The organism is Agrobacterium sp. ST15.16.024 (assembly GCF_027956545.1).
GTDB classification, from domain to species: Bacteria; Pseudomonadota; Alphaproteobacteria; order Rhizobiales; family Rhizobiaceae; genus Agrobacterium; species Agrobacterium cucumeris.
In genome coordinates this window covers 724,820-737,488 of record NZ_JAQKGO010000001.1, presented here as the reverse complement: position 1 = coordinate 737,488, position 12,669 = coordinate 724,820, and the positions used below count along the sequence as shown (strand labels likewise).

Here is a 12,669-nt window from a genome sequence, read left to right as displayed (position 1 = left end):
CTGCAAAAGTGCTTGAACTGGAGTGAAAAAGTCCGGGTTGTGCCGCTTTGCGCTTTGCTATAACGGGGCGGTCGGGAGGAATGTTTTTAACACAAAACAAGAATCAGGTATGGCCGTGACTCCCATCAATCAAGACAAATCCCAGCTCACTGATCTCTCCCAGGACACTTCCCTTTCCCACGCTTTTCCAATGAACCGCCGTCAGGTTCTGGGTGGCGCGCTTGCCGGGATTGCCGCAGCAGCGCTGCCCTCCTCTCCGCTTCTCGCCAACACGACCGCCAAGAAGGTCGATGTGCTGTTGATCGGCGGTGGCATCATGAGCGCGACGCTCGGTGTATGGCTGCGCGAACTGGAGCCCACCTGGTCGATGCAGATGCTGGAGCGGCTGGATGGCGTGGCGCTTGAAAGCTCGAACGGCTGGAACAATGCCGGCACCGGCCATTCCGCACTGGCGGAACTTAACTACACGCCGGAAGACGACAACGGCAACATCAAGATCACCCAGGCGATCAACATCAACGAATCCTTCCAGATCTCCCGGCAGTTCTGGGCCTGGCAGGTGCGCAACGGCGTCTTGAAGAACCCGCGCTCCTTCATCAACCACACGCCGCATATGAGCTTCGTCTGGGGTGATGAGAACATCGCCTATCTGGAAAAGCGCTATCAGGCGCTCAAGGCCAGCCCGCTTTTCGCCGGAATGGAATATTCCAGCGACCCCGAGCAGATCAAGAAGTGGGTGCCGCTGATGATGGAAGGCCGCGATCCCTCCCAGAAGATCGGCGCGACCTGGTCGCCGCTCGGCACCGACATGGAGTTCGGCGAAATCACCCGCCAGTTCGTGTCGCATCTGCAGGGTGACCAGAATTTCGACCTGCAGGTCAATAGCGAAGTCTCCGACATTCAGCGCAATGCCGATGGCAGCTGGCGCGTGACCTATGCCAACACCAAGACCGATGCCGAACAGGTGGTGGATGCGAAATTCGTGTTCATCGGCGCCGGCGGCGGCGCGCTGCATCTGCTGCAGATGTCCGGCATTCCGGAAGCCGATGATTATGCCGGTTTCCCGGTGGGCGGCTCGTTCCTCATCAACGAAAACCCCGATGTGACGATGCAGCATCTGGCCAAGGCCTATGGCAAGGCCTCGGTCGGTTCGCCGCCCATGTCGGTGCCGCATCTCGACACCCGCGTGCTGGGTGGCAAGCGTGTCATCCTGTTCGGGCCTTTCGCCACCTTCTCCACCAAGTTCCTGAAGGAAGGCTCCTATTTCGATCTCGTCTCCTCCGTCACGACCAGCAACGCCTGGCCGATGGTGCGTGTGGGCATCGATGAATATCCGCTGGTGGAATATCTCGCCGGCCAGCTGATGATGTCGGATGACGACCGCTTTGCCGCGCTGAAGGAATACTTCCCCAATGCCAAGCAGGGCGAATGGCGCCTGTGGCAGGCCGGCCAGCGTGTGCAGATCATCAAGCGCGACGAAGAAAAGGGCGGCGTGCTGCGGCTCGGCACCGAAGTCGTCTCCGCACAGGACGGCAGCATCGCCGGCCTGCTCGGCGCTTCGCCGGGTGCATCGACCGCAGCCCCGATCATGCTCAGCGTCCTGGAAAAGGTGTTCAAGGACAAGGTGGCAACGCCGGAATGGCAGGCCAAGATCCGCCAGATCGTGCCGAGCTACGGCACCAAGCTCAATGACGATCCGGAAAAGGTGCAGCAGGAATGGGCCTACACCGCCGAACACCTGCAACTGCCGACCCCGCCGCAGATCGATCTTGATGCGCTGAAGGGTGCCGGTGCGGCGCCTGCGGGTGCGCCGGTGAAGAAGGTGCCGGATATCGCGCTGTAAGGCTTAGACGCGATTTAGGATTGGACGCCGCGTGTCTCTGGATGCGCGGCGTTTTTTGTTGATGCGCGCCTTCCTCCGCACTCGACGTCCTCCTCGGGCTTGACCCGAGGACAGGTTTTCGCGCTTAACGGTATCCTGGGTTATAGCGTAGCGTGGTAAGCCTACCATCATCGGATGACGTCAGGTCACCTTCAGATACCGTTGGAGCGTTACAAGGGGACGCCTGTGGCTTCTGCTGTCTTTCGCTGAGCCCCCCGAACTTCTCTTGAAGTTTCCTTGCATGGTCTCCAGCACGGGAGTGAAGATGGGCGGCGCGGGAGACGAGCTTAGCGCCGCGCAATCGCAATCAGGACTTCATGTTCAGCAACTCAGGAAAATTATAGTAACGCAATCGCTTGTCACGGCAGCGGTAGTCATTCTTTGAGGCGTCCACGCTCACATTCTGGTACAAGGCTATGCCAATATACGACCAATTGGGATTGGAACGTTCTGCTGTCCGCGTGCAAAAAGCGTAAATCTGCTTTGCGGGATCGAGCAACACTACGCTCGAAATCTCGGCTTTCGTGAAATCCCCGGGTTTAATGGTTCCGCGCAGGACGCCCACATAGTCCCGTTTAATCGATCTGGTAGGAGGCTGCTGCGAATCCAAAACAGATTGTGGTGCCGGTGTCTGGCAGCCAGCCAGCGTCATCACTGCTGCACAGAATAGTAAAGTCGTCTTCATTCAATTAAATCCCCAAAAGGAAATGCACAAGATGGACACTATATCCTACGATATATTGCGATAATATTCGCAACGCACAGGTATCCACAGCCGATAGTATCAAGGTCGCTCTTCGATAGTCCGAGCAATAACCATTTATCAATGAGGTTGCGGCGCGCTCTTCCAGCTTCCTCACTTCCGATGATGACGCCGCTAACTGCTTGCAGAAAGTGGGCGACTATCACTCACGCAATATAGGTGGTCGAAACAGTTCAAATCTTGCGGCAAACGGCGTACATAGTGAGGTACGCATCTACGTCTAAGTCTTTTATTTAACTGCGGTAAGAAAATTTGGCTGGGGCGCCAGGATTCGAACCTGGGAATGCCGGTACCAAAAACCGGTGCCTTACCGCTTGGCGACGCCCCAACAGGGCAGCGAAAGAAAAACGCCGCTGCCTGAACCGCGCCTGATTAGCAAAGCCGGGCGGGCGCGGCAATGACCCGGCGACCAATTTTTTCACAAAATCCAAGCTTTTTGGATGCTGTGCCGCAGACGGCATGATAGGGCTTGGCGATTGTGCGGCGGGCGCCGTTGGCACTGGCGGCATGGCATTCATTCAGGAGGTCTTGATGGCGGACCCGGCATTCGATCTCGATTTCAAGCCGGCCTATGGCGAGGCGGTTCCTGTCGCCCCGCTGGTCCAGCGCCTCACCGTCAACAATCCTTCCGCCTTCACCTTCCATGGCACCAATTCCTATATCGTCGGCGACCGTTCCGTCGCCGTCATCGATCCCGGCCCGGAGGATGAGGCGCATTTTCAGGCGCTGATGACGGCGCTTGACGGCCGTGAGGTGACCCATATCTTTGTCAGCCACACCCATCGCGATCACTCACCGCTTGCCCGGCGGCTGAAGCAAGCGACGGGAGCGATAACGGTTGCGGAAGGTCCGCACCGCGCCGCCCGGCCGCTCTATGCGGGTGAAACCAACCCATTTGCCGAAAGCTCCGATACGGCTTTCGTGCCCGATATCGCGCTTGGTGACGGGCAGAGCCTTTCCGGCGATGGCTGGACATTGACCGCACTGCATACGCCGGGCCACACCGCCAATCACGCCGCCTTTGCGCTTGATGGCAGTGGCATCGTCTTTTCCGCCGATCATGTGATGGCCTGGGCCACCACCATCGTTGCACCGCCGGATGGGGCGATGAGCGATTACATGACCTCGCTGGAGCGGCTGCTCACCCGCGACGACCGGCTGTTCCTGCCCGGCCATGGCGGGCCGGTCACCGATCCCGCCGCCTTCATGCGGGGCTTACGCGCCCACCGCCGCATGCGGGAAAAGGCGGTTCTGAAGCGTATTCGGGACGGGGACAGGCTGATCGCCGATATGGTGAAGGTGATCTATGCCAGCACCGACAAACGCCTGCACGGGGCAGCCGCACTTTCCGTGCTGGCGCATATCGAAGACCTGATCGAAAAGGGCGAGGTGCGGACGGATGGTACGCCTTCGCTCTTGGGCGAGTATTTTCCGGCCTGACGGGGTTTTGAGGCGCGAATTCTCAAGATACTTTCGCCGCTTACGCCCCGTTGGGAACGAGCGGATGCCACTTGTTTCTTCTCCCCGCCGGGGAGAAGTCCGCGGCAGCGGGATGAGGGGGCGAGGGTCGAGATAAACCGAGAGCTAGCCCCCTCATCCGACCCTTCGGGCCACCTTCTCCCCCTCGGGGAGAAGAAACCAAGCCGCAGCGCCATGCGCTATCTCACATCAAAAACGTCTCAATTGTCGTTCAACCCCTGCATTTCCGCGTCCAGCGCATCGAGATAGGCCTCGGCGATGGCGGCCCCCATGCCGAGATCATGCGGGGCATAACGCGAGGCGACGCGGATATCGACGATGGTGGTTTCCGCCTCTTCCCTGAGGCGGATGAGGATATCAAAACGCAGGCCCCAGATGCGGGTGCGCGTTTCGCCCTGCATCAACACCACGCCGCTGCCATTAAAGAAGGTGGGCTGCGGCGCCTCGGCCGGCCGGGCCGTGGGCACCGGCACGATGGAGGGCAGGTCTTCCACCGGGCCTTCTTCAGCCGGGGGCGTCTTGTCCTGTTCTGGAATGCCGGTGGAGGGCGCTTCCTCCGCGCCGATGACGCCTCTTGTGTGGCTGATGCGGATATTCTGGGCAGCGGCCATCTTCTTGGCGGCGGCATAGATGCGGTCGATCGCGCCTTCATAACGGCGGCCGGCAAGGCTGGCATAGGCAATCGCCTGCGCGTCCCGGTCTTCCTTTGCCACCATGGCGGGCCTTGCCAGCCATTGCTGGTTCGCCACCGGCGTCACCAGCCATTCCGGCACGTCGGTCAGGTCGGTCGAGATGTCGTAAATCTTTGGCTGCTGCCAATAAAGATATGCGCCGTAACCGACCACACCGAGCGGCAGGGCCGACAGGAGAAGAGCGGCAAGCGCCGAAAGCCCGCCCCGCGCGCCCTTTGTCCACAGTCGCTCAAGGCCGATCAGCGCCAGAAGCACAGCCGCCAACGCGATGCCGGCGGCAATTATCAGCAACCCCACGAGGTCAGGCGTCGTCAGTGGTCCAAACCGGTGGACACAGGCGGCAATCAGAAATAGCGCCAGCGCCGCCAGACCGAGATAGCGGGAAAGATAGGCTGCAACCGAAAAAGGCCGGACGAAACGCACAGTCATGGAAGCGGATATCCGTATGATCGCATTGGCGTAAAAGCGTTGCACCCGAAATCTGGCAAGGGAATCACCTGCATATGATGTCATAGACCGGATTTGCGGCGAGGAAAACAAAGGAGGGAGCCGATCTGCGGGTAAAGCGTGCTCACAACCTCCGAAGACCTCTTTTCCGTCATGCCGGACATGATCCTCTGTTGTCGGGTTAAATTTCCGGGCAGGTCGCTGTCGCCTTGAAGTCGATGATGAAGGGTGAACATTCACTCAACGTCATCCTCGGCCCTGTGCCGAGGATCTAATCACATTGAATAAAATCAATACGTTGGCAGATCCTCGGGACAGGCCCGAGGATGACGTCGGCGCAATTGGCATGACTTTCTTTCCCATCGGACGACGCTGCTCTTCTTTGGTGTCGGGTTAAGGCGAAAATCCGGAAAGCCTATTCGAATGAGAGTCTTGTGCCTCGTCCAGAAATTTAAACCGGGCAATAGTAGACATGGCCCGGGGTGCGCAACGCTCCTGCCAAATGCAGACGCTCTCCGGCCTCCGGTGTCGCTCCGGCAGACTGAGCGGCCACGGCAAAAGGAAGCGGGAATATTTTTCCACATTATCGCCTCTTAATAGAATAATTCCCCGGCAATGCAACAAATACGCAAGCTCATCCCTTAATTGCTGAGGAAATCGGCGTATCCTCGGCGACCTCCCTCGAGAATGCGTGTAAAAAGTGCAACATTCTCGTTTTCTTGCACAATAAAGAGACATGTCATGTCACAGGCAACGACGTCCGCCAGCCCCTCCGGGCCTAAACCCTTTTATCGCAATTTCGGCTTTCAGGTTCTGATCGCCATGGTCATCGGCCTGCTGCTCGGGCTCGTTGCGCGCAACATCGGTCCCGATGCCGCCGGCAGCCCGAATGGGCTTTCGGTGACGCTGCAGACCATCGGCAGCATTTTCGTGCAGCTCCTGCGCGCTTTGGTACCGCCGCTGATCTTCACGGCCATCGTCGCCTCCATCGCCAATCTCAAGAACCTTTCGAATGCGGCAAAGCTCGTCTGGCAGACGCTTTTGTGGTTCGCCATCACGGCGCTCATCGCCGTGGTCATCGGCATCGTGCTCGGCCTCGTCATTCAGCCGGGTGTCAACACGGCGATTGCCAATACGGCAGCGGCGGCCCCCTCCTCCACCGGCTCCTGGCTGGATTTTCTCAAGGGTCTCGTTCCCGCCAACGTCTTCGGACTTGAAGCCTCTACCAAAATCAATAACGGTTCAGGCAGCACCTCGCTGAACTTCAACGTTCTGCAGCTGCTGGTGGTGTCGATTGCCTTTGGTGTCGCAGCGCTGAAAGCCGGCAAGGCAGCGGAGCCGTTCCTTGCCTTCAACCAGTCGCTCCTTGCCATCGTGCGTAAGATCCTGTGGTGGGTCATCCGCCTCACCCCCATCGGCACCATCGGCCTGCTCGGGCGTGCGGTTGACCAATATGGCTGGACGACGCTTTCGCAGCTCGGCTGGTATGCGGCGGCCGTCTATATTGGTCTCGCGCTGGTGCTCTTCGTGGTCTATCCGGCGCTGCTGATCGCCCATGGCCTGAAGCCGTCACGTTTCTTTGCTGGCGCATGGCCGGCTATCCAGCTCGCTTTCGTATCGCGCTCGTCCATCGGCACGCTGCCCGTCACCGAAACCGTGACGGAAAAGAGCCTCGGCGTGCCGCGCGAATATGCCGCCTTCTCCGTGCCGCTCGGCGCCACCACCAAGATGGACGGCTGCGCCGCCATCTATCCGGCGATTTCGGCGATCTTCATCGCGCAGTTCTTCCAGGTGCCGCTCGGCATTCAGGAATATGTGCTGATCGTCTTCGTTTCGGTGCTGGGTTCGGCTGCAACAGCGGGTCTCACAGGCGCGGTGGTGATGCTGACGCTGACGCTCTCCACGCTTGGGCTGCCACTCGAAGGCGTAGGCCTGCTGCTCGCCATCGACCCGATCCTCGATATGGGCCGCACGGCGGTCAACGTTGCCGGTCAGGCGCTGGTGCCGACCATCGTCGCCAAGCGCGAAGGCATTCTCAATGAGGCCGTCTACAACAACGCCAAGGACATCGACGCGCTCGATGACCGGGAAGTGGCGCCGGCCTGATCACGATAATCGTGGGGCGTTTCCAGTGAAAAGGAAACGCCCCACGGGTGCCACTGCCGTTGCTCCATAAGAGTTTGGGATTGACGGCGATGGTTTCGTCGATAGCAATATCGGCACAGACAACAATGCATCTTTCGGCGGAACCTGCGCATGGCGAAACGTAACTGGATTTATGTCGCCCTGCTCGCCTTCCTCTCCCTCGGCCTCTTGATCGACGCCGCCATCTGGCCCGCCGGACCTCCAAGTTCCTTTACCGCAAACGATCTCGTCCAGATGATCGGCATCATCACGCTGTTTGCCTGGTGGCAGATAGAAGATGCCGAAAAGCGAGATATCCGGCGCAGTCCGGCCGCCAAAGTCGCAACCATTCTGCTCGCGCCTGTCGGCCTTGCCATCTATCTTTATCAGACCCGCCGGTGGACACGCGCCACGCTCGGCCTCATCGCCTTCATGGGTGGCATCTTTCTCGCCGCCATCCTCACGCTGTTATTGAGTGACTGGCTCATTTTGCAGGGCTTTTTCCCTCCCTCTTTTTTGTCCGGTTCTGAAACTGGATAGAGGTCCGTCCCGCTGGGCCGGGCGCAGCCATTGTCTGGCGGTCAGTTGATGCAACTTTCCGCGCCAATGCGGCTTTTCCCCATATGAAAACAGGCGTATCAATCGCGGCAATAAAAGTGCCGTACGGCTGTCATGTTCAAGGGAGAAACAAGATGCGTGTTTCCATCGTCCTCGGTTCGCTTGCCGCCATGCTGGCGCTGACCGCCTGCCAGACGCTGACGCCGGAAGAGCGGCGGGCGCGGGACGAGGCGACTTGCCGGGGTTATGGTTTCCGCCCCGGCACCGACCCGATGGCGGGTTGCCTTCTCGATCTGGAAATGGATCGTCGCGCCGATAACCGTGCATGGCAGGCGCAGATGAACCGCGACATGTTCTACCGGCCGGTCGTCGTCGAGCGTCAGATCATCGTCCGACAGAACCCCTGACGGGAATGAAGGCGACGTTGCTTGCAACCTGCCCCTCCTTCGCCCGCGCAGCAAGCGTTGCCTGCGCGGCGGCAAGGCGGGCGATGGGCACGCGGAAGGGCGAACAGGACACGTAATCGAGATCCGCATCCTCGCAGAAATGGATCGAGGCCGGATCACCGCCATGTTCACCGCAAATGCCGAGCTTCAGTTCCGGCCGCGTCTGGCGGCCGCGTTCGGCGGCGATGCGGATCAACTCCCCCACACCATCAAAATCGAGCGAGATGAACGGGTCACGCTCGATGATGCCTTTGCGCTGATAGGTGTTGATGAAGCGCGCTGCATCATCGCGGGAAATGCCGAAGGTCGTCTGCGTCAAATCGTTGGTGCCGAAGGAGAAAAATTCCGCGGCTTCGGCGATGACATGGGCGCGCAATGCAGCGCGCGGCAGTTCGATCATGGTGCCGGTCAGATATTCGATCTCCATGCCGGTTTCCTGCGCCACCGCGGCGGCGACACGATCGATGACCTCGGTGACATAATCGAGCTCTGAGCGCAGGCCGACCAGCGGCACCATGATCTCAGGCACAACGGGCGCGCCGGTGATGCGGGCTGCCTCAACGGCGGCTTCGAAAATGGCGCGGGCCTGCATTTCGGCGATCTCGGGATAAGAAATGGCGAGACGGCAGCCGCGATGGCCGAGCATGGGGTTAAATTCATGCAGCGCATCCAGCCGCTGACGGAACACGGTCTGCGGCATGCCCATGGCGGCCGCCACCTCGACGATCTCGCCATCGGTCTTCGGCAGGAATTCGTGCAGCGGCGGATCGAGCAGGCGGATCGTCACCGGCAGGCCATGCATGATCTGGAACAGTTCGGTGAAATCCGAACGCTGCATCGGCAGAAGCTCATCGAGCGCTGCCCGCCTGCCCCTTTCGCTCTCGGCAAGGATCATTTCGCGCATCACGTGGATACGGTCGCCCTCGAAGAACATATGTTCGGTGCGGCAGAGGCCAATGCCTTCGGCACCGAAGGCGCGGGCGGCGCGGGCGTCAGCCGGGGTGTCGGCATTGGTCCGCACCGTCATGCGGCGCAGGCTGTCAGCCCAGATCATCAGCTTGCCGAAATCGCCAGACAGTTCCGGCTGCGTCATCGGCACTTCGCCTTTCAGCACCCGGCCGGAAGAGCCATCGATGGTGATGATATCGCCGCGCTTGAGCATACAGCCGACGCCGATCAGCACCTTGTTGCGCATATCGACGCGCATGGAACCGGCCCCGGTGACGCAGGGGATACCCATGCCGCGCGCCACCACGGCTGCGTGGCTGGTCATGCCACCACGCGTGGTCAGAATGCCTTCGGCGGCATGCATGCCGTGAATATCTTCCGGGCTGGTTTCGATGCGCACCAGAATGACCCGGCGGCCTTCGGCTTCCGCCGCAACCGCCTCTTCCGAGGTGAAGACGATCTCACCCGTCGCCGCGCCCGGAGAGGCCGGCAGGCCGGAGCCGATGATGGGGCGGGAAATGCCCGGATCAATAGTCGGGTGCAACAGCTGGTCGAGCGAGGACGGCTCGATGCGGCAGACCGCCTCTTCCTGCGAAATCGTGCCTGCCTCCACCATATCGACGGCAATCTTCATGGCGGCGCGAGTGGTGCGTTTGCCGGAACGGGTCTGCAGCATCCAGAGCTTGCCGCGCTCGATGGTGAATTCCAGATCCTGCATGTCGCGATAATGGTTTTCCAGCCGCTTGCAGATGGCCAGGAACTCGCTGAACGCCTCCGGCATCAGCTTTTCCATGGACGGCTTGTCGGAACCCGACGCCAGCCGCGCAGCCTCTGTGATCGACTGCGGCGTGCGGATGCCCGCCACCACGTCTTCCCCCTGCGCATTGACGAGGAATTCGCCGTAAAGCTCCGCCTCGCCGGTGGAAGGATTGCGGGTGAAGGCGACGCCGGTTGCCGAGGACGAACCGAGATTGCCGAAGACCATGGCCTGAACGTTGACCGCCGTACCCCAGTCACCCGGAATATTGTGGAGATGCCGGTAGGTCACGGCGCGGTGGTTGGTCCAGCTGGCAAAAACAGCGCCGATGGCGCCCCACAGCTGCACGTGACAGTCCTGCGGGAAGGCTTCGCCCAGCTCGTCCTCGATCAGCTTCTTGTAAAGCGAAACGACGTGCTGCCATTCGACCGCCGACATGTCGGTATCGTATTCATGGCCGAGCCGGCCCTTTTCATCCTCGAGAATTTCCTCGAACAGTTCGTGATCGAGGCCCATGACGACATCGGCATACATCTGGATGAAGCGGCGGTAGCTGTCCCAGGCAAAACGGGCGTCGCCGGCATCGTGGCCCAGCGCCTCGACGGTGCGGTCGTTGAGGCCGAGATTAAGGACGGTGTCCATCATGCCCGGCATGGAGGCGCGCGCGCCGGAGCGGACGGAAAGAAGCAGCGGCGACTGGCTGCCGCCGAAGGTCTTGCCGGTCACGGTTTCCATGCCGTGCAGGCCGGCCATGACCTGCAGCTTCAGCTCTTCGGGAAGATCGCGGCCGTTCTTGTGATAAAGTGCGCAGGCATCTGTAATGATGGTGAGGCCGGGGGGAACGGGTAGGCCGAGACTTGCCATTTCGGCAAGGTTCGCGCCCTTGCCGCCCAATATTGCAACGTCACCTGCCCTGCCTTCGGCAGCACCATTGCCGAAGGTATAAACCCATTTTTTCATTCCACGCTCTCCACCCAGAAGCGTTGTCATTTTTCTATCATCTACAGCATTGCCAGCATGTTGGGAACGCCGCAACGTGCAGTTTACATCGCAGTGCAGCATAATTGCGGCAAATTGCGCGCCAGAATTGCCGCAAACACAAAATAACAGCAGGACTGACGCATTCGTGTAGTGCGCAGAAACGGAGTGTTCCCTAAGCCATTATCATCGCCGACAAAGAGATTATTCATGCAATTTACTCGCCGCCACACGTTGAAATTTGCCGGAATTTCTTGCGCCGCCACGGCGCTGGCCGGTGCGCTCAAGGCCGAGGGCGGCCCGCCCGCTGTAAGTGCCGCCACCGCCCTGCCCTTTGCCCTGACGACACCCATGCATATTGGCCAGGCCGCACTTCGCGTGCGCGACCTTGATCCGATGATCGATTATTACCGTTCGGTGCTTGGCATGAACGAGGTGGGACGCACGGCAAGAGGCGTGACGCTCGGCGTCGGAAGTGTGCCGCTGCTCGATCTCGTCCACAAACCGGCGGCAGATTTCGAAAGCCCCACTTCCGCCGGCCTGTTCCACATCGCCTATCTGATGCCCACCCGCGAGGATCTCGCCCGCTGGCTGGTGCATGCGGCGCTCCGGCAGGTGCCGCTTTCGGGTTTTGCCGATCACAACGTCAGCGAAGCGGTCTATCTCAACGATCCCGAGGGCAACGGTATCGAGGTCTACAGCGACCGCCCGAAAGACGCATGGGTCTGGAGCGGCCGGGTGGTAAAAATGGGCACCGAACCGCTGGATGTCGACGATCTGGTGAAGCTGACCGATACCAAAAAAAGCGATTACGAGGCTGCCCCGCCGGGAATGCGCATCGGGCATGTTCACCTGCGGGTCGGCGCAATCGCCGCCGCCCGCGCCTTTTACGAAACGGCCATCGGCCTGCAACCGACGCAGGACGCGCGCTCCGATGCCTCGTTTCTTTCTTCCGGCGGGTATCATCATCATCTGGCGGTAAATACATGGAACAGCCGTGGCGCGAAGGAACGCAACGCCATGGAAACCGGCCTCGACTGGTTTTCTCTCACCGTTCGCAATCCCAATGATCTCGAGGCCCAGAAGGCGCGGCTCAGGGCCGCCGGTTATGTACTGGTGGAGATGGAGAATAACGTCGTGGAAGCGATAGACCCCTGGGGCACGCGGCTGCGGCTTGTGCCGGGGTGAGCAGGCGGTAGCGCTCCGCACTGCACGATTGACAGCTATGGCAGGCGCAGCGTTTACCGGGATTCGTAGTGTCCTCTCCTTCCGTCATTCCGGCCTTGAGCCGGAATCCAGCCGACGCGGCTCTCGCGCGACGGGAAGAGTCCTTTCAGCCCAAGGACTTGGGCTGGCTTGATACCGGCTCAAGGCCGGCATGACGGAAAAAGGCGTACTCCCCTGACACAATTGCCAATACAAACCGCCGCGCAGCCCTATGAACCGGAAAAAGAAAGCCTTGCGAGGCCACGGCAGCGGCCTCGCAAGGCATTCCATCCGGTACAGGAAACCGGATGGTGGGGTCTGGTGAGAGCCCTTGGTTGTTCCGAAAAACATAGCAAAATGCCGCGTGATGTCGCTCACCCGAATGGGTG

9 protein-coding genes and 1 tRNA gene are annotated in these 12,669 nt (G+C 60.2%); 6 read left to right on the top strand and 4 right to left on the bottom strand.

Annotated elements, in window-relative coordinates; all coding sequences use genetic code 11:
- The first annotated feature begins 109 nt into the window (after nt 1–109).
- Complete coding sequence (gene mqo, locus PL640_RS03555; protein ID WP_271360805.1) at nt 110–1,843, top strand: malate dehydrogenase (quinone); 1,734 nt, start codon at nt 110–112, stop codon at nt 1,841–1,843.
- A gap of 346 nt (nt 1,844–2,189) precedes the next feature.
- On the opposite strand, the gene PL640_RS03550 is transcribed toward mqo, so the two are convergent.
- Both PL640_RS03550 and PL640_RS03545 read right to left on the bottom strand, forming a co-directional pair.
- On the bottom strand, nt 2,190–2,567 hold the full coding sequence (locus PL640_RS03550) for a hypothetical protein (protein WP_271360803.1): 378 nt from the start codon (nt 2,565–2,567) through the stop codon (nt 2,190–2,192).
- Between the two features lie 331 nt (nt 2,568–2,898).
- Nucleotides 2,899–2,973: transfer RNA gene (locus PL640_RS03545), tRNA-Gln, on the bottom strand.
- Between the two features lie 203 nt (nt 2,974–3,176).
- On the opposite strand from PL640_RS03545, the gene PL640_RS03540 reads away from it, so the two are divergent.
- Nucleotides 3,177–4,085, top strand: a complete 909-nt coding sequence (locus PL640_RS03540; RefSeq protein ID WP_271360802.1) for an MBL fold metallo-hydrolase — start codon at nt 3,177–3,179, stop codon at nt 4,083–4,085.
- A gap of 239 nt (nt 4,086–4,324) precedes the next feature.
- Here the strand turns inward: PL640_RS03540 and PL640_RS03535 are convergent, their stop codons facing one another.
- Nucleotides 4,325–5,245, bottom strand: a complete 921-nt coding sequence (locus PL640_RS03535) for a DUF1499 domain-containing protein (protein ID WP_142839259.1) — start codon at nt 5,243–5,245, stop codon at nt 4,325–4,327.
- Between the two features lie 759 nt (nt 5,246–6,004).
- Here PL640_RS03535 and PL640_RS03530 point away from each other — a divergent pair.
- The 3 genes from PL640_RS03530 (at nt 6,005) to PL640_RS03520 (ending at nt 8,352) form a co-directional block, all read left to right on the top strand.
- Nucleotides 6,005–7,369 carry a dicarboxylate/amino acid:cation symporter gene (locus PL640_RS03530; protein ID WP_271360801.1) on the top strand — a complete coding sequence of 455 codons (1,365 nt, stop codon included), beginning with the start codon at nt 6,005–6,007 and terminating at the stop codon, nt 7,367–7,369.
- 150 nt (nt 7,370–7,519) lie between these two features.
- On the top strand, nt 7,520–7,927 hold the full coding sequence (locus tag PL640_RS03525) for a hypothetical protein (protein WP_271360800.1): 408 nt from the start codon (nt 7,520–7,522) through the stop codon (nt 7,925–7,927).
- A gap of 152 nt (nt 7,928–8,079) precedes the next feature.
- Nucleotides 8,080–8,352: a hypothetical protein gene (locus PL640_RS03520; protein ID WP_142839256.1), complete on the top strand. Its 273-nt coding sequence runs from the start codon at nt 8,080–8,082 to the stop codon at nt 8,350–8,352.
- Here the strand turns inward: PL640_RS03520 and ppdK are convergent.
- A complete protein-coding gene (ppdK, locus tag PL640_RS03515; protein WP_271360799.1) occupies nt 8,330–11,056 on the bottom strand; it encodes a pyruvate, phosphate dikinase in 2,727 nt (908 codons plus the stop codon). The two genes, PL640_RS03520 and ppdK, sit on opposite strands and share 23 nt — an antisense overlap.
- 228 nt (nt 11,057–11,284) lie before the next feature.
- Here ppdK and PL640_RS03510 point away from each other — a divergent pair, with 228 nt between their 5' ends.
- Nucleotides 11,285–12,262, top strand: coding sequence for a VOC family protein (locus PL640_RS03510; RefSeq protein WP_271360798.1), 978 nt, complete (start codon nt 11,285–11,287; stop codon nt 12,260–12,262).
- Nucleotides 12,263–12,669 lie beyond the last annotated feature (407 nt).

Bases quoted from the DNA above. Each gene is read 5' to 3' on its own strand.
- mqo (WP_271360805.1), top strand. From the start codon at position 110: ATGGCCGTGACTCCCATCAATCAAGACAAATCCCAGCTCACTGATCTC.
- PL640_RS03550 (WP_271360803.1), bottom strand. From the start codon at position 2,567: ATGAAGACGACTTTACTATTCTGTGCAGCAGTGATGACGCTGGCTGGC.
- PL640_RS03540 (WP_271360802.1), top strand. From the start codon at position 3,177: ATGGCGGACCCGGCATTCGATCTCGATTTCAAGCCGGCCTATGGCGAG.
- PL640_RS03535 (WP_142839259.1), bottom strand. From the start codon at position 5,245: ATGACTGTGCGTTTCGTCCGGCCTTTTTCGGTTGCAGCCTATCTTTCC.
- PL640_RS03530 (WP_271360801.1), top strand. From the start codon at position 6,005: ATGTCACAGGCAACGACGTCCGCCAGCCCCTCCGGGCCTAAACCCTTT.
- PL640_RS03525 (WP_271360800.1), top strand. From the start codon at position 7,520: ATGGCGAAACGTAACTGGATTTATGTCGCCCTGCTCGCCTTCCTCTCC.
- PL640_RS03520 (WP_142839256.1), top strand. From the start codon at position 8,080: ATGCGTGTTTCCATCGTCCTCGGTTCGCTTGCCGCCATGCTGGCGCTG.
- ppdK (WP_271360799.1), bottom strand. From the start codon at position 11,056: ATGAAAAAATGGGTTTATACCTTCGGCAATGGTGCTGCCGAAGGCAGG.
- PL640_RS03510 (WP_271360798.1), top strand. From the start codon at position 11,285: ATGCAATTTACTCGCCGCCACACGTTGAAATTTGCCGGAATTTCTTGC.